The following is a 16698-nucleotide window of genomic DNA, read 5'->3' as shown; positions in this document are numbered from 1 at the left end:
ATAGAATTGTTGACCATTCAATAGTGCTTGCATACCATACTGCCGTTTCGGAGGCAGATATGTTGCTGTACTCTCCTTTTACCTCTTTACAGAACAGTAAGCGCCCGGCCGGTTTCTCGTTGATCGAAGTGCTGGTTGTGGTGGCAATGGTCGCTCTGCTGATGGCGATTCTGCTGCCGAGCCTGTCGGGGGCGAGGGAACTGGCACGAGCGGCGATGTGCGGGTCGAGCCTCAAGCAGATCAGCCTTGCGGCCACAGCCTATGGCCTGGAGCAAAGGGGCTGGCTCGTCGGTTCGCCTAACACCAGCGGTAACGGAGCGCCGCCCGGTTTCGCTGCCGGTGCCTACACGCCCACGGCCAGCCGTGATCACTATCCCGCCCTGCAAATCTTCGATTGGGCCAGTCCCCTTCTGAAGGAGTTCGGCACCCGCGCTCCGCGCGACTTCAAACAACGCTACACGGCTGCCGTCAGCGCGGTTCCGCAGTGCCCGACGAACCGCCGTAGAACCAGCCCGGTCAACTATCCGGAACTGACCGATCTGATCCCTGCGGACACACTTGCCCCAAGCTACGCCATGTCGCGATACTTCACCTACGTCGGCGACAAGGCGAAATCCGGCGAGACGGCCGGCACCCTCTGGTGGCATGAAGACTGCATCCCCGCGCGGTACGTGCCCAAACCGGATCTGATCAAGCAGCCGGCGGGCAAGGCCTTTCTGGCTGATGCCCACATCGTGTCCAAAACCAAAGGCGAGATCGCCAACGCCAACTGGGGCTTTTCGTCGCAGGGTGCGTGGCGGTCGCACGACGAGGGGCCAGTGACCTATCGTGGCGATTTCCTCCGAAAGGAAATGTGGCGACATCGGGGGACGATCAACATCGCCGCCTTCGACGGCCACGTCGAGCGCCAGCGCGAGGGCAGCAGCGACGCCAACAACGGCAAGGGGAGCGAGGCCCGCCGGGCGAAATGGTGGTTCCCGTCGGGCACGAAGACGGAGTTGCTTCCGTCCAAGGCTACGTGCGAGCCGGAGATCATCGTCCCGTAGTGACCCTCACCAGTCGCCGACGCTGCCGTCGGAGTAGAAGACTCGCTGGGGCAGTTCCTGCTGGAACGGGTGCTTCTTGACTTCGGCCTCGTCGATCTCGATGCCCAGACCGGGCTTGCTGCCCGGGCGGACGATGCGGCCTTTCTTTTCGACGGTGAAGCCCTCCCTGACCACGTCCTGCCGCCACGGGACGTCAAGGTGGACGGCCTCGCAGATGATGTAGCTGGGGGTGGCAAAGCCGAACTCGAGCGACGCGGCAGTGCTGACCGGGCCCTGGGGGTTGTGGGGGGCCATGGCCACGCGGTACACCTCGGCCATGGCGGCCACTCGCCGGGCCTCGCTGAGGCCGCCGACGTGGGTGATGTCCGGCTGGATGATGCTGCACGCCTTCTTCTCGAGGAGTTCGCGGAAGCCGTGCTGGCTGATCAGCCGCTCACCGGTGGCGATGGGCGTGACGACGGCCCGCTGAACCTCGGCCAGTCCGTCAACAGTCTCGGGCCAGCAGGGCTCTTCGAACCAGTAGAGGCCGTAGGGCTCCAGGGCCTTGGCAAAAAGCACGCCCATCCGCGGCGACGGCCGTGCGTGGCAATCAACCATGATGTCGATGTCATCACCGACCGCCTCGCGCATCGCCCGGACGCAGGCCTCGGCATACTTGATCGGTCGAAGGCCCTCGATCGGCATGGTCCACGGAACGGCCATGGTCTTGAACGCCGTGAAACCGTCCTCGACCGCCTTGCGGGCCAGTTCGGCGAACCGCGTCGCATCTTTCGGATCGGTTTCATAGAAGTCTTCCATCTTCCCGCCGCCCAGGTGGCAATAGGTGCGGATGTAGTCGCGAACCGGGCCACCCCAGAGCTTGTGGCAAGGCACATTGTGGATCTTCCCGACGATATCCCACAGCGCCAGGTCAATCCCGCTCATGGCCGTCGCCCGGATGATTCCATTTCCGTGCCAGAAGTGCTGACGGTACATCATCTGCCACAGGTGCTCGACACGCGTGGGGTCTTCGCCGATCAGCAGCGGCTCGATGTCCTGGATCGCGCCGACCACCGCCCGCGTGTGCCATTCCAGCGTGGCCTCGCCCCAGCCCCACAGCCCTGGCTGGTCGGTCACCACCTTGACGAATACCCAGTTCCGCATTCGAGCATTGCAGACGTGCGTTTCAATAGCAGTAATCCTCATGCGGCATCCCTCGTAGTCATTTGGGCAGTGTCTTTTTTCGGAAGAGGGCTCTTTATACCGTTCGGGCGGGCTGACGACCAGAGGCTTCTCGGTGGCTGCGGTCACAAATACCTGCTGCCGCATTCGGTATCAGGAAGATGAGCTCTCGCTTCGTCCATCCTGCCGGCGCACCGCCCCGGTCATTACTGGCAGGGCCAAGACCGGCCGGGGTTGGGTGGGCTGACGTGCAAATTGAAGGGTCGGCGGTTATAATTCTGCTTGGTTATGGCTTTGCTCGCGGATTGGCGAGGCTGACCCGGCCGCGGGCTTGCTTGCCAGCGAAGGGCCGCCCGCGAGCGGATTGGCTGGCAAGCCGGGTCCGATTTCGCGGTTTGTGTCGCCGAGTGCGTACGAGCCGTGGTAGTCGCCGGCCTTTGCCCGCTCAGAGAAGGGTGCTACAGAGCTGGCAGGTCGGGATTCCGGTTGTCGCACGAGCAAGGCACCGGCCGATAAGAAATCGTAAGTGCCGGCAAGCCAATATGTTGGCGGCGTAGCTCAGGTGGTTAGAGCGTGGGCTTCATAATCCCAAGGTCAGTGGTTCGAATCCACTCGCCGCTAGTCGTTAAATCGCGCAAGTCCTTGTACGAATTGACCTTATCATCATCAGGGACAATCCGGCCACGACGGTTTCTTGGCCTTGGACTTGGTTCGCTGCCGCCCGAACCACAGGTTCGAGATCCCGACCGCGATCGCAAATGAGAGCCTTACGGCCAGACGTGTGTGCAGATTGCGCGCATGTTTCCGGATGACGGCGCGCTTGGATTGCGGCCCGCGAAAAGGCGGTCTCCCTCAGGTGTTGGTTTGTTGGCGCCGAAGCAATCCTGTGTATGACAGGGCAAGGGCTCAGTGCAAAGGGTCTATGGGGATGTGTTGTCTCCCTGGCGACCTGCGGTTCAGGTCGATGCACTCTTTAACCGTTCAATCGCAGCGCGAACGATGGGTTCTTTTTTCAGAAGCCTGTCTGCCTCAGCCGGCGTTGTCCGGCCCATGGCCATGATCAGCGCCTTGGGGACGATTTTCGTCACGTTCGTGGATGCCTGGACATGCTGCGACGGTTTGGCGTTCATCATCCTGGGCGTGACCCGGTCGGTGCCGTAGATACTCCGCAGCAAATGTCGCTTCGCCGCCTCGGCCGAGACCCCGCTGATATGCTGAATAATGCCGATCGTTCGGTAAAACAGCTTGTTGTTGCTGATACGCAGGTCGACCATGCGGTTTTGGTAGACCTTGCCGCTGAGCACGTGGCCCCCGGTGGTCAACGCGTTCAATATCAGTTTCGTGCCGAACTCTTCGAACACCTTCGCGCCCGGGATAATCGTCTTCGGCACGTTCGGTACACAGACCGCCGCATCAACGGCAACCCGTCCCCGCGCCCGCCGGCCCACCTGCACCACTGCGGTCCGAGCACCGGCGTTGCGGCTGCGATGCAACGCCTCGCCCACCTGCCGATGGAGGTCCATGCCGAGCCCGACGACAAGATCCTTACCGCTCAGGGCGGGGAGTTTGACCTGTTTGAACTCGTCGAGCGAGATGCGATACCAGGGACCCTCGTCACTCAGGTCGTGGCCCGGTCCCAACAGCGTCCGCCAACCCCCGACAACAAAACCCCTGACGGTATCGAAATCCGCTCCGAACGTCGGCGGGCACTCGGAAGCATCCACCGTGCCCAGAATGCCCGGCGTATCGGCGCCGAGGTAGTAGATATGCCCGCCCTGTCGCAGCGCCCGACCACCCAGCTCCACGAGTCGGCCGATCGCGGCAGTCTGCTCGTACACGGCCACGCGGGTCTGCTCATAGGCTTTCAGGCACGCCGCCACGCGCTCCGGCAGCACGCCCTGCCCGCCCTGCTCGACCGCCAGGGCGAAAATAACTTCCAACAGTAATTTGGTGGCGCTGCCGCTTTTCATACGCGTTGAGCCCGTAATCGGCTCGGGGCCGACAACCGGATTCAGCAGCAGGAAGTTCCTGCGCCGCAAGACCGACTGCAAAGCACTCGCGAACGTCTTGTCCCAGTCCTCGACTTCGACATCGCGCGCCCGATCCGCCGGACTGAACCCGATCAGCACACACTTCGTGCCGCGCCGCCGCGACAGATGCAGCATCTGCGACGCCACATACGGCGCCGACAGGCCGCAGGTCACACCGATGTATAAGACGCGCCGTTTGCCTCTGACAAGCGGCTCAACATCGTCAACGGCTTTGTGCGGATCATCTTCCGCGCCTTCCTGGGCCTTGATCAGCGCCAGATTGCCCCCGGCAATGAGATAACGAACGTTGGGCGCGCGTTTGCAGCCGGCGAGAAACCGGTTGAACGTCCGTGCGGCGAACATCGCCAACCGCCCGCTCGTGCCGGCGCCGGAGATGACCACAACGGAATCCTCGCGCCCCAGCACCGGCGCGGCCCATTCGATCGTCCGGACGATCTTGGCCACGATCTCGGCGTCGCAGACTGCGGGGTAGTCGCGATAACCGCTATAGATCTGGGCATCGGCCGCCCGAAGCATACGCACAATGCCGACCGGCGAGGCCACGTCGATGTCCGTCGTCAGTTCATTGGGAGTCTCGGTGATCGAGAGCTTCTGCACGTCACGCACTCCAGCGGCCGTACGATTGGAGGGTCAGGACGCCGCTCATGAACAGCGCCCCGCCATGCCCGGTCGGCATTCCAAAGCCCCGGAACCTCATAACGGCCGTATGTCCGGAAAAAGCAGCGTCCCGGTCGAGTCATTCATGCCGGCGCGCTTCCGCGGCACCATACCGCGCCGAACCAGGCCAGACAACAACGTCCACACGTTTTCTCAGCGATCCCGCAGCCTGGTTCCTTGTCGTTGTTCCAAGAGTGTGCGGGTTTTTCGGATCGTTCCTGGCATCGGGCAGGGGCGGGGCCGCCACGCGGTTCTCTTTCTTCTGATCAGCAGAAAACCCCGCTCGATTTGCAGATGAGAAGTAACTGCCTGCCTCTCGGCGACTGTCGCAACGGTCGAGCGCAGGCTTTGCGAGGTTGTACGACGCAATCGCCACGGCCCGGCGCCCGGCCTCATGCCACGGCTTGTCCCGTGCCGCCGGCGATTCTTCCCTCAAGCGGCTCGATTCTTGTGCACGGCGACCGATATGGAGGCGACGACGTCCGGTCGGCTGGACCTGAGGTATTCGACGACCGCAATTCCCGCTCGCATGACCGCCAGGATCGGGCGAATCACCAGTCCCCAGCCCCGTGAGTAGCTGCGATACAGCCGGCCCAGATGAACCAGGTAACGGCTTTGCTGGTCCAGGTTCAGCTTGCTCTGACCGCAAGTGCGGTTTGCGAAACAGATGGGTACTTCCCGCACGTGTCGGCATCGGCATCGGCAGATCAGTTCCAAACCGATCTTGTAGCCGATGGGGTCGAGCGGGTCGGCATTCACAAGGGTGTCGCGCCGAAGCGCGAAGAAGCCGGCCATCGGATCGGTCACCCGTCCGACCAGCGGCCGGCAAAGCAACGTCGCCGCCAAGCTGTTCAGACGCCGGAATACACCCCAGCCTTCCTCCGTGTGCCCGCCAGGCATGTAGCGACTGCCGATCACGAAATCCGTCGGCGGCTGATTCAGTGCTTTCAACAGCTCGGGGATTTGCTCCGGCGGATGGCTCAGGTCGGCGTCCATTACCAGCAGGATCTGACCGCGAGCTTGACGCAACCCTTCCAGGACGGCCAGACTGAGATCCCGCGGACCGGTTCGCGTGATCAGTCTGACGGGATACCGCTCCGCCAGCTCTTGCACTGCGATATCAGTACCGTCGCGACTGTCGTCGTCGACCACCAGGATTTCGCATTCGTGGTCGGCCGATTCCATCGCCGCTGCAATGCGGGTGACCAGGGGGCGGAGGTTGGCTTCCTCACGGTAGGTGGGCACGACGATCGAAACAAGAGGGGAGTTGTCCAAAGCCTGCTCCTCGCGCCGGCTTCGCCGACGTTCCTCGCGGTAATTGCGAAGCTCCATTCATCGACATATAGTGGCACTGCGCGTCAGCGGACGCGTTACAGCAGGTGCCCTCGTGAGCCAATACACCCTACAGACTCCGTCGGTCTCCGTCCAGCGGGATCCCCCGAACCGCTTGGCGGCGATTACCTTCAGCATACTCATCAGACTTGCCGTCCTGGCCTTGGTTGTCGTGGCCACGCTCGGGGCAATCTGGGGCGGTCCCGGACTTGGCGATCACGAAGCAATCGTTGCCGAGTGCGGCCGAAACATGCGCCTGAGCGGCGACTGGATCGTGCCCACTTTCCTGGACACGCCCTGGATGCGCAAACCGCCGCTTCCTTACTGGCTTGTCGCGGGAGCCTCGTACCTGCTGCCCAACGATCCGCAACTGGATCTTCCGGTAACCACCGTGTCAGCGAGGTTGCCAACCGCCGTTTCGGCCCTGCTGACCGTCCTGCTGCTCTGGCATCTGGCTTCATCGATGTTTGGCAGGCGCGTGGGCCCGGTCACTGCGCTGGTTTCCGGTTCCAGCGTTGCTTTCCTGATGTATTCAGTCAACGCCACGGCGGAAATGCTATTGACTCTCTGCTGTACGTGGGCCCTCGTGCATTTCTGGCACGGAGTCACCACCCGCCGGGCGTGGGTCCGATTCGTTCACATGATGTTGTTCTATGTCGCCTTGGGCGCGGGGATGCTGGCCAAGGGGCCGGCGCCGATGGCGCTGACCGCCGTTCCACTGGCCGTCTGGTGGTATACCGAGCGCCCGTTGCGGCTGCTGGCGTTCCTGGGTTTGCGTGGTTGGAGACAGGTGCTGACCTGCTTCGGGCGACAGATTCCCCGGCAGACGGCCAGGGCCTTTACCCGTCTCTATCTGGTGCCCGGCCTGATCGTCTTCGCGGCCATCTTTGTCCCGTGGATGATCGCTGTGGGCAGACAGTTTCCGCATGCCTGGGACATATGGAACTGGCAATACTGGCAAAGGGCCCAGGGCTTCTACGATGACACGCGCCCTCGTGGAGCATTCTACTACGTGCCCATAATCATCGGCCTGACCTTTCCGTGGCTCTTCCTGTTGGCAGAGGCCGTCGCCGCGCCCTGGCTGAAGCGCTATGCCTGGCAGCGACGAGCGCTGTTTTTTGCAGGCTTCTGCTGGCTGATCGGGCTGGCGGTGATGTCCCTGTTGTCCTTCAAGAAGCCGTACTACATTCTTCCGGCCGTGCCGCCTCTGCTGCTGATGATGGGGCTGGTCGCCGAACGCTTCTATGCCTTCGTACCGACGACCATACCCGTGAAACTCAAGATATGGTTCGGCCGCTGGCATGACGTTGTCATTCAGGATCCGCTTCGTTTCGCCTGGATCGCTTGGGCCATCGTGGCCGTGTCGGCGATTCTCATGCTCGTTTTCGGGAATTTCTGGATGAATGCGTACATCCCGAAGGTCGCGGGGGCCCTGACGGTGATTGCGGCGGGAGCACTGGTCGTGCTGCTTTGGGCCGGCCTGTTGTATGTCTGGGGCCACGGCTGGTGGGCCTTGGCTCTGACTTCGGTGGCTACCGTCGCCGCTTTTCATTCGGCGTGGTATATCTGCGGCCCGACCCTGGCGGCCGAGAACAGCGAGCGAGTGCGTATGCTTGATGAGGCTCTCGATCAGGCCGGCGTCCCTCCCGGTGCGAGCATCTATTGGACTTACTCGCGGCCCGATGCGAGACTCAGTTTCTACTACGGCCGCCGGCCGAGATACCTCGTCACGCCCGAGGAGGTTGTCGGCTTCATAGGTGTCAACCGAACCAGGCCGGGCGTCAGGGAATTGCTCGAGGCACACGTCTTAAAAAAAGCCGAAAACCTGCTCGCTGGCGATGAAACCGTCTATCTGCTGGCTAGCTACGAGAAATACAAGAAGGCGAGAAACGAAGTCAAGAGTGTAACTTTCTACGATATTGCCCGCGCAAAATGTGATCCGGGCAACCCCGACAAGGACTGGATGGTCATCTCGAACCGACCACCGATGAAAGCGGCCTCTTTGCCGGCGTCGCAGGCGGCTCCGTAGCCCGCCTGCCGGGCCGCGGGCGAATTGCTCCGTCGCCGCACCCGGCACGGACGATTGTTATGTGTTTCTCCTGCTTCATGTTACCCTGTTTCGCACGCGGCACCCGTTGTGCCGCCGGGGAGGATCGCCGTGCCGACCGATGAAGATACCACCGTCGCCGAGCTTCGCCGCGAGATCGCCGCGTTCATCCGGGATCGCGACTGGGAGCAGTTTCATGATCCCAAGAATCTGTCCATGGCTATTGCCACCGAGGCCGCCGAACTGATGGAGCATTTCCGCTGGATCAAGAATGATCCCTCGCGCGAGTGGGTCAAAGATGCCGGGAACAAAGCCGACGTCGCTGAGGAGCTGGCTGACGTGCTGGCCTTTGTCCTGTCCTTTGCCAACACGGCGGACATCGATATCGCCACTTCGCTGCGCGCCAAAATGGCCAAAAACGCGATGAAGTATCCGGTCCGGGAATACAAGGGGAAGTACTGATACGATGCTTTTCCAGCTCCTGCTCCTGTTCACGCTCATGCCGCTGATCGAGCTGGCGGTGATGATCAAGGTCGGGGGCATCATCGGCGTCGGACCGACGATCGCGATGGTGCTGGCGGCGGGCGTACTCGGCGCTGCTCTGGCCCGGCATGAAGGTCTGCGGACGCTGCACGGCGTGCGGGCGGACCTGGAGGCGGGGCGGCTGCCGGGCGATCGGATGGTCGACGCCTTGTTGATTCTGGTTGCCGGAGTCTTGCTGGTCGCACCTGGGTTCGTGACAGATGTGATCGCCTTGCTGTTGCTGATCCCGCCGATGCGCGCCTTGGCCAGGCGTTATCTCAAGAGGCGGTTCGCCGCCGGCTTCACGATCGTTAACATGCCCGGCCCGGATTCAGGACGTCCGCCGGGGCCGGACGATCTCATCGACGTTGAGGCCCATTCACCTCAGGATTCCGAGCGGAGCTGACGCCACGGCGCCGAGTTGCCGCAGTCCCCAGCGGCCTGTAGGCCGGCCGGTTTTGCCTGTTCAGGATCGGCCGTCCAGCAGATCGATGAGTTCACGCGCGTTGGTGACCGCGTTGGCCTCGGCGTCGTTATTGAAATAGACGTAGACGTCCCTGCCTGCATTCAGCCACCGCCGGATCTGCCGGGCATCATGCCTGAGTTCATCCAGCGAGTAGCAACCGCGGTAAGACCCGGCCGGACCGTGTCGCCGTATGTACACGAAGTCAACATCGTTCGGCCGGGTGATCGGGCAACGCCCCATGTCCGCAAGGCACACCGACGCCTTGTGCCGATCCAGCACGCCGTAAACCTCGTCGACCAGCCACGTGTCGTTGCGGAATTCCACGGTCACCCGCCAGTGATGCCCCGTCGATTGGCGTCCCAACTCCTCCAGAAAGCGATCGAGCCGGCCTGCGTCGCATCGCATCCCCGGCGGCAACTGCACCAACAGCGGGCCGCGCTTCGTTCCCAGCGGCTCAACCGCTGCAAGAAAACCCCGCAATTCATCGGTGCAATCCTCCAGCTTCTTGTCATGAGTGATCCGCCGCCACAGCTTGACCGCGAACAGGAATCGGGCACCGGTGATCTCGCGCCATCGTGCGGCCATCTCGGTTTTCGGCAGACGGTAGAAAGACGCGTTCAACTCGACGGTGCTGAATTGCTCGGCATAGAATCGCAGCCATTCGCCCTGGCGGAGCCCCTTGGGGTAAAATCGCCCCTGGGCCCAGTGGGCGTAACACCAACCGCTGGTTCCGACGTGCAGTTGTGCGGCGGCCATGAAAACATCATCCCTTGGGATGCTTGCCTCGGCAAGAACAGCTTTGACCGTAACAAGATTGTTTGCGGCTCACCTGTACCGCTCCTATGATGGCAGCAAACGGAGACGGCCGGCGTGTAGACAACGGAGTCGCGCATGACATACACCTCTTACGAACGGATCAAGGCCGCCCTGGAGCATCGCGAGCCCGATCGGGTGCCGTTTGACCTCGGCGGCACCGTCCTGACGGGTATGAACACGGTGGCCTACCGCAACCTGCGAAAATACCTTGGCCTGCCGGAGGTCGAGGTGCAAACCTACGATACCAAGCAGCAGCTTGCCCGCATCGATCAGGATGTGCTCGACCGCCTCATGGTGGACGTCCGTTGCGTGGACCCGGGCCAGGCGCAAACCCCATTGGCCACCCCCGTTCGCCGCGAGGGCGACTACCACTGCTACCAGGACCAGTGGGGCATCACCTGGCGCATGCCGGTCCAGGACGGCCTTTACTTCGACATGTACAAGCATCCGCTGGCAGACGCCGAATCCGTGGCCGATCTGGAGAAGTACCCCTGGCCGGACCCGGAGGACCCGGAGCGGTTCGCCACTATGAAGCAGCGGGCCGACCGCTTCGTGCATGAAGAGAAAAAAGCGTACGTTCTCGGACGTCACGCGGCCGGTCTGTTCGAGGTTTCCTTATGGCTGCGCGGATTTGAAAACTTCCTCGTTGACATGGCCGCAAACCCCGGCTTCGCCCACGCCCTGCTGGATATCGTCACCGACTTGAAAATGCGTTACTGGAAGAAGGCCCTGGAGACCGTCGGCGAGAACGTGCTGATTGTCTCAGAGGCAGACGACATTGCCACCCAGCGGGGACCGATCATGTCGATGGCGATGTACCGGGAGTTCATCGCTCCGCGCCATCGACGGCTCTTCGAGCATATCCGCTCCAGCGCCAAATCCCGCGTTTACATCTTCTTCCATTCCTGCGGAGCGGTCAAAGACCTCATCCCGCAACTGATCGACGAAGGCATCGACATCCTCAACCCCGTGCAGGTCAGCGCCGAAGGCATGGATACCAGGGAGCTGAAGCGCCTGTATGGCCGGGACATCACCTTCTGGGGCGGTGGCGTCGACACGCAGCGAGTCCTCCCTTACGGCACACCCCGGCAGGTCCGTGACGAAGTCCGGCGGCGGATCGACGATCTGGCGCCCGGCGGTGGGTTTGTCTTCAACCCTGTTCATAACGTTCAAGGCGACGTCCCACCCGAAAACTACATGGCCATGTGGGAAACGCTATGCGAGTATGGGGTTTACGCTTCCTGACCGGTGGTGGAATGCCTGCCCGAACCGTCGGCCTTCGGGAAAGCGACGCAGCGACTCATGTCACGACCGTCCAGCGGCACCGCAACTGTCGCAGGCTGTCGAGCAGTTCGTCCGCCTGAACGATCCCGAGCTTGAGCACCGCCGGACGCTGCCCATGCAGGTAGATGTGCGCAATGGCCAGGTCACCCTTGCGCATGATCTCGATTCGGCCCTCGCCGTTGAGCGGATAGCCTTCGCATTCAGATTGCAGCTTGAAGACCAGGCGGCGATCGGTCAGCACCGACCCGGCGACCGCGGCCTGCGCCGGCGAGAAATCCCGGTCGTGGATGAAGCGCACGAAAGTCTCTCCCGGCTGGGGCTGGAACCACTGCAAGATGCCGTGTCGGATCTGCGGATCCAGGGCCCGCCAGGGGTCCTGCCGACGATCCCGTTCCTCAATAAGACGCTGGTACGCGTGCGAGCCGCGCCCGCCGTTATTGCGGAAGAAACTGACGGCCACCGACAGCGAGGCGATCCGCAGGCGGCAAACGTCGTGCGGAGGTCTGCCGCTGACATGGGTCTCCACTTCCTCGGAAGGCCGGCAATATCGACAGGCAAAGACAGGAAAAGGCAGGTCAAACGGGTGCTCCAGATGTCGGGTTCTGGGCAGTTGCCTGAGCAGTCCCGACCCCGCGGAGTTGGCGAAGCGTTCGAGATCACCCACCACTGTCTCAACGCGGTCTTTCCAGTATGTGCGTTCCTTGCCGAGCATACGCTCCGGCCAATAAAGCAGATGAACCCGCAAGTCGTTGCGCCCCGAACAGCCAACGCACTTGCGTGGGAAGGAGTCTCTCAGATCCTCACGGGTCAGAGCCGCGGCGGGAAACTCGAAATGGGCGCCGTTGTCCCTGATTCCTTCAAGGTGCACGACCTGTTGGAGGGGCTCCGGAGCGACCGACATGGGAACCGGCTTCGATGCGCTTGCCTTCGGAGCTTCCTGGTGCGTTTCCGGGCCTTGAAAGATGCCCGTCGAACCCATCACCGACCGAGAGGAGGGGTCATCCTCGGTGATCCACGCCACAATCGTGTCTTCGTCCGTCGGCTTGTCACCACCGATAATGAACTCGGCGTGACACTTCACACAACGGGCCTTCCGCCCGACCGACGTAGGAGGCACGCGGTACTTCTGTAAGCAGGATTGACAGCGAACGACTACGTGCTCGGACATGGACTCCCCCTGTGCAACAGGCGGAATCGCCTTCCAATCTTGCCTTGCCTTCGACAACTGCGGCCCGGCATCGAACGGACGCCGTGACTGCGCCGGACCTGGTCCGCCCCCACGATATGAAGTGGCGGACCTTCCTGAGCCTCTGCCTCGCTCCCCGAGTCGCTCTATAGTATACCCCATAACCGGGGAGTTGTGGCAAGGCGGCCCCGGGCTCAGGGGGCTGACTGTCGGCCGCCGAGAGACAGCCCAGAGGTTGCCCGTAGCCCGTCCCGGGCGAGGCAATCCCCTCAGGCCGGCCCCACAAGTGGTCGGGCTGGTTTTGCGGCAGGCTTGTGCCGTCGGATAGCCTGAAAGGCAGAGCAGGACACGCTGCCGACGACGGCCTCAATGGGCCTCGGATCGCTATTGTCGGCTGCCTGCAAGCGTGGATTCGATAATTGTTGATCGAGGAGCGGGCGGAGCCTCATCCTCATTTGGCAGGCTGGTTCTCCGCTGTTGTCGGTTGCTGGGTTCCCCCTTTGGGCTTGATTTGCTCCACCCTGACGTTGCGATAGAACCCTTCCTTCACAATCTTATCGCGATCCGCCTTTGCTTCGTCTTCGGTGTCGTACTTCCCCAGCGTCACGATCTGGCTGTCGATCGACCTGGCACGAACCCGCCAATTCCATATCTTCGGTTCAGCTTGCTGCCTGTTGACCATCACATCCTCGATCCCGATGCCCGTGAGCAAGCCGGCCCTCGCTGGCTGCGCTGTTAGGCTTCACGCGCTAGTATACCCGAAAACCCGCGGATTGTGAAACCCCCGAAGAAAATCACGAATCGCCGTACAGCATCAACAAGAGGAACGGCTTACCACACGGGGCAACGGCGCAGGATTCCGCTATCCCCCCTTGACCACCGTCGAACCTGAATCACCCGCTGGCCCCGTTGTCGTCGGTTTCTTGTATTCCCGGAAGATCGCTTCAAGAATGGCCTGCTCCAGAAAACCATCGCGGCCAAGATGGATCCGGCGGGTAGACTTCGATGATCCAAGCATCTGCCCGGATAGCGTGGGCGCCTCCCGGCTGTAAAGCCGCATCGCCGCGGCGGCGTTGTCGACCTGCCGCTCCTCCAGGCTGAGACGGTAACGGTCCACCTTCACTTCGAGTTCGCAATTACCCCCAGCCGGCGCCTCACGGATGTAAACATCCGCTTGACGCTGGATGGTGTGAATGTTGCTTTCCCACCAGTAGTAGGCCGGTGTCGGCTGAACGCGCCAGAGTTCAAAGCCGCTGGCCGACGTCTCCGGGTATGTGGTCATGATTCCCTGCACGCGATCCCGTCGGTCAATGTCGAAGTTGAACGTCAACAGTGCCGTTTCCACCGATTCCCACAGACGATCAACATGTTCCGGCGTCTCGGCGGACACCGTGCCGAGGGTCGGGCCGACCGGTTGTGGGGGCATCTGGCAACCGGCGACTGCCAGGAGCATGCTGACGAGTGCGATCGTGAAGAGCTTGGCTGTTTTCATGGGTGTTGATTCCATAGGGCATTCCGACAACGAAGCCCGACGGGGACATTTATAACCGCGAAAGTGATGGTTGACCAGTTGTGCCTGTCAAAGGACGCCAACAGGATCAGGTCTGCCTTCTTAAGGGCCTCGGAGATCCAACCCGTGGCCCCGGTTGGCACTTTGGACAGATGAACGTCCCACGACCGGCGACAACCAGACGCCTGATCGCCGTCTTGCAGCGCCGGCAAGGCTGGCCCTCGCGGTCGTACACCCGGTGACGCACTTGAAACCGACCCGGAGCATTGTCGGCATTGCGATAATCGCTGATGCTCGACCCGCCTGCCTTGATCGCTTGTGCCAGAACGCTCCGTATCGTTCGGTATAGACGTCGGATTTGTTCGATACTCAAACGATCTGCTCGCACGGCTGGGTGAAGTCCGGCCCGATGCAGCGACTCGTCGCAATAGATGTTGCCCACGCCCCCGAGGACCTGCTGATCAAGCAGCAGGGCTTTGATCTGTCGGCGGCGGGCCAATCGACGGGCAAATTCCTCGCAAGACACTGTGAGAGCGTCCGGGCCGACCGATGGCCGTTGCCGCCCGATCCATCCAACTCGGCTTGAATCCGCCCCCAGCAACCAGATTCCTCCGAATCGGCGGGGGTCGACGAAACGGAGTTCGACCTTACGGCCGCGAAAGCCGATTCGCAGATGCGTGTGTGGTTCGATCGGCATTTCCGGATGAACCGCTATGAGCTTCCCGGTCATCCCCAGGTGAACCATCAAGGCGACCGCTCCGTCGGTTACGATGATGATCTGCTTGCCGACCCGCTCGATGCTTTTGATCCGCCGGCCATGTAGTGCCGCACACAGCGGGATCGCCGCCCCGTGCACTACGTCGGCACGATTCAGGTGGACCTGCTCGATCGTGTAGCCTGTGATCCGCTGGCCAACGCCTCGACAAACGGTTTCGACCTCGGGTAGTTCAGGCATGGCATCATCATACCCCCAAAACCGGCGGTTCATCGACGGAAAGCCACCCAGGGCGATTATGAATCCTCGGGAAGCCTATGGACCGGGGAGTGTGTGTGGAACGGGGGCCGGGACAGTTGGCAGCGCCGCGGCAGCGGACAAAGGCTGTGTGGCCATTGCGGGAGCGCTTTCTGCCGGCGGGATTGCCGGACCCGTCGTTGGCGCTGGCAGGGGCTGCGCCGCAGACGCGGCGGGTGGCGGCGGGCCGGCCGCCGGTTGTGAAGACGGTTGTATCGACGCCGAGGCGGTTGAGGGTGGCTGCGGTGCCGGTGCAGGCCCCGTCACCGGGGACTCAGCCGGTTCAGCGGTGGCTGCGGACGGCCGGGATTCCACTACGCCAGCAGGCATTGAGGTCGTCTGTTCCGCCTGGCTGGCTGGCGGTGTCGAAGGCACCGTTTGCGGTTCAACGAGCTTCGGCGGCTCTGCGGAAGCCGGTGGCTGCGGCTCAGCGGGTTGGGCTGGCGATGGCTGGGCCGAAGTTGCGACCGGTTGTGTGGCTGGTGAAACCGGGGCAGATGCAGGTGAGACAGCCGCCGGCGGCTCGCTGACGACCGCTGCGGGCGGCGGCGCCACGGGCACCGGAACGGCCACCGGGATTGCCGTCATCGCGTTGGGCGCGGTCGAGAACGCAGGCGAAGCCGGCGGCGGAGGAGGCTCCGGCACTCCTACAGGCTGAGGTGGCGGTGGAGCCGGCACGGCCGCTGGAGCGGTGCTCGTCCCTTTGCCAAGCTGCCGATCCATCACCCGCTTCACCTCCCCCGCGATGTCCGCCAAGTATCGCTCGCGCGGAATGCCCGCTCGGTCCGCCTGCTTGGTGGCCTCAGCAACGAGTCTCTTTATGTCCGCCGGCATCAGGGGCTGCTTGAGCTGCCGGGCGCCGTCCGGCTGTGCCGTCGAGACGCAATCCATCGTCGCCTTAACGGCGTCACTGTCGAGTATGCCTTCGATGATTCCTCTTTGTAGACGGTCCAGGCTCAGCGAGAGATCCCCCAGATCCTGGTCGCTGAAGTGACCCGATTTGACCGCCTCATTTCGCACAATCTCGATCAGTACGAGATCGATGAACGGCTCTTCGGCAAGCTCCTGAAAGATCCCGCTCAACTGGGCGATGCTGACCCGCTCATTCTGGAAGTCGGCGATGAGCCCGTCCAGGCTCGCCGTGAGGCGAGTCTTCTGATCGTCCGGAAGAGAACATTGCTGCACAAGGGCCTTCAGCGGCTTGGATATCATCCATGCCAGCAAGCTGCGGCCATTCATGATTGCCAGCGTCACCAAGCCCGCGCAAACCAGCACCATCACAAAGAAAATAATCAGCAGGACCTTGAGTGCTCCGGCGCGACGCAGGCTTCCAGGGCATGAACGCATGATTGCCGACCCCATGCTCGTCGGGATGCTTGTCAGTCAGTGTATCGCGGTTGCGAAATGGCGACAACGGGCGCCGGAAGAAACAAGCCACAGGGGGCCCCTGACAGAAGCGGCGACACTCCTCGCGGCTGACCCGGTTGTCGCGAACGCAAGCCGAAAGCAGACCCCTTCAGCGGTCTTTCCCGAAGGGCAAATTGGTCGGTCGTTTTACGACTGGTTCACGGTCGGCCGATTCCTCCTTCACGGTGTTACCCCATCAAG

At 62.2% G+C, this 16698-nt stretch carries 14 protein-coding genes and 1 tRNA gene; 6 read left to right on the top strand and 9 right to left on the bottom strand.

What is annotated here, in order from left to right:
- Window positions 1-59 precede the first annotated feature (59 nt).
- Window positions 60-1046: a prepilin-type N-terminal cleavage/methylation domain-containing protein gene (locus PLL20_03415; protein ID HPD29017.1), complete on the top strand. Its 987-nt coding sequence runs from the start codon at window positions 60-62 to the stop codon at window positions 1044-1046.
- Window positions 1047-1052: 6 nt separating this feature from the next.
- On the opposite strand, the gene dgoD is transcribed toward PLL20_03415, so the two are convergent.
- Window positions 1053-2231: a galactonate dehydratase gene (gene dgoD, locus PLL20_03410; protein HPD29016.1), complete on the bottom strand. Its 1179-nt coding sequence runs from the start codon at window positions 2229-2231 to the stop codon at window positions 1053-1055.
- 523 nt (window positions 2232-2754) lie between these two features.
- On the opposite strand from dgoD, the gene PLL20_03405 reads away from it, so the two are divergent.
- Window positions 2755-2828, top strand: a tRNA-Met gene (locus tag PLL20_03405).
- A gap of 335 nt (window positions 2829-3163) precedes the next feature.
- On the opposite strand, the gene PLL20_03400 is transcribed toward PLL20_03405, so the two are convergent.
- A complete protein-coding gene (locus PLL20_03400; protein ID HPD29015.1) occupies window positions 3164-4855 on the bottom strand; it encodes a hypothetical protein in 1692 nt (563 codons plus the stop codon).
- A gap of 492 nt (window positions 4856-5347) precedes the next feature.
- Window positions 5348-6247, bottom strand: coding sequence for a polyprenol monophosphomannose synthase (locus tag PLL20_03395; protein HPD29014.1), 900 nt, complete (start codon window positions 6245-6247; stop codon window positions 5348-5350).
- A gap of 55 nt (window positions 6248-6302) precedes the next feature.
- On the opposite strand from PLL20_03395, the gene PLL20_03390 reads away from it, so the two are divergent.
- The 3 genes from PLL20_03390 (at window position 6303) to PLL20_03380 (ending at window position 9222) form a co-directional block, all read left to right on the top strand.
- Window positions 6303-8276 carry a glycosyltransferase family 39 protein gene (locus tag PLL20_03390; GenBank protein HPD29013.1) on the top strand — a complete coding sequence of 658 codons (1974 nt, stop codon included), beginning with the start codon at window positions 6303-6305 and terminating at the stop codon, window positions 8274-8276.
- 129 nt (window positions 8277-8405) lie between these two features.
- Entirely contained in the window at window positions 8406-8756 is a 351-nt protein-coding gene (locus PLL20_03385) for a nucleotide pyrophosphohydrolase (protein HPD29012.1), read from the top strand.
- A gap of 4 nt (window positions 8757-8760) precedes the next feature.
- The gene (locus PLL20_03380; protein HPD29011.1) at window positions 8761-9222 is read left to right on the top strand and encodes an FxsA family protein; all 462 of its coding nucleotides are present in this window, start codon (window positions 8761-8763) and stop codon (window positions 9220-9222) included.
- Window positions 9223-9282: 60 nt separating this feature from the next.
- Here the strand turns inward: PLL20_03380 and PLL20_03375 are convergent, their stop codons facing one another.
- Window positions 9283-10038: a DUF72 domain-containing protein gene (locus tag PLL20_03375; GenBank protein HPD29010.1), complete on the bottom strand. Its 756-nt coding sequence runs from the start codon at window positions 10036-10038 to the stop codon at window positions 9283-9285.
- Window positions 10039-10173: 135 nt separating this feature from the next.
- Between PLL20_03375 and PLL20_03370 the strand changes: the two genes are divergently transcribed.
- The gene (locus PLL20_03370; GenBank protein HPD29009.1) at window positions 10174-11343 is read left to right on the top strand and encodes a uroporphyrinogen decarboxylase family protein; all 1170 of its coding nucleotides are present in this window, start codon (window positions 10174-10176) and stop codon (window positions 11341-11343) included.
- 55 nt (window positions 11344-11398) lie between these two features.
- On the opposite strand, the gene PLL20_03365 is transcribed toward PLL20_03370, so the two are convergent.
- The 5 genes from PLL20_03365 to PLL20_03345 form a co-directional block, all read right to left on the bottom strand.
- Window positions 11399-12463: a hypothetical protein gene (locus tag PLL20_03365; GenBank protein HPD29008.1), complete on the bottom strand. Its 1065-nt coding sequence runs from the start codon at window positions 12461-12463 to the stop codon at window positions 11399-11401.
- Window positions 12464-13019: 556 nt separating this feature from the next.
- Entirely contained in the window at window positions 13020-13280 is a 261-nt protein-coding gene (locus PLL20_03360) for a hypothetical protein (GenBank protein HPD29007.1), read from the bottom strand.
- Between the two features lie 150 nt (window positions 13281-13430).
- Complete coding sequence (locus tag PLL20_03355; GenBank protein HPD29006.1) at window positions 13431-14060, bottom strand: hypothetical protein; 630 nt, start codon at window positions 14058-14060, stop codon at window positions 13431-13433.
- Window positions 14061-14166: 106 nt separating this feature from the next.
- The gene (gene mutM, locus PLL20_03350; protein HPD29005.1) at window positions 14167-15033 is read right to left on the bottom strand and encodes a bifunctional DNA-formamidopyrimidine glycosylase/DNA-(apurinic or apyrimidinic site) lyase; all 867 of its coding nucleotides are present in this window, start codon (window positions 15031-15033) and stop codon (window positions 14167-14169) included.
- A gap of 75 nt (window positions 15034-15108) precedes the next feature.
- Complete coding sequence (locus tag PLL20_03345; protein ID HPD29004.1) at window positions 15109-16437, bottom strand: hypothetical protein; 1329 nt, start codon at window positions 16435-16437, stop codon at window positions 15109-15111.
- Window positions 16438-16698: the final 261 nt, after the last annotated feature.

Source organism: Phycisphaerae bacterium, from assembly GCA_035384605.1.
Taxonomy (GTDB): domain Bacteria; phylum Planctomycetota; class Phycisphaerae; order UBA1845; family PWPN01; genus JAUCQB01.
Note: the sequence above shows the minus strand (reverse complement) of the source record. Positions and strands in the feature narration are given on the sequence as shown.

Coding starts and splice junctions, on each gene's coding strand:
- PLL20_03415 (HPD29017.1), top strand. CDS start 60: ATGTTGCTGTACTCTCCTTTTACCTCTTTACAGAACAGTAAGCGCCCG.
- dgoD (HPD29016.1), bottom strand. CDS start 2,231: ATGAGGATTACTGCTATTGAAACGCACGTCTGCAATGCTCGAATGCGG.
- PLL20_03395 (HPD29014.1), bottom strand. CDS start 6,247: ATGGAGCTTCGCAATTACCGCGAGGAACGTCGGCGAAGCCGGCGCGAG.
- PLL20_03380 (HPD29011.1), top strand. CDS start 8,761: ATGCTTTTCCAGCTCCTGCTCCTGTTCACGCTCATGCCGCTGATCGAG.
- PLL20_03375 (HPD29010.1), bottom strand. CDS start 10,038: ATGGCCGCCGCACAACTGCACGTCGGAACCAGCGGTTGGTGTTACGCC.
- PLL20_03370 (HPD29009.1), top strand. CDS start 10,174: ATGACATACACCTCTTACGAACGGATCAAGGCCGCCCTGGAGCATCGC.
- PLL20_03355 (HPD29006.1), bottom strand. CDS start 14,060: ATGAAAACAGCCAAGCTCTTCACGATCGCACTCGTCAGCATGCTCCTG.
- mutM (HPD29005.1), bottom strand. CDS start 15,033: ATGCCTGAACTACCCGAGGTCGAAACCGTTTGTCGAGGCGTTGGCCAG.
- PLL20_03345 (HPD29004.1), bottom strand. CDS start 16,437: ATGCGTTCATGCCCTGGAAGCCTGCGTCGCGCCGGAGCACTCAAGGTC.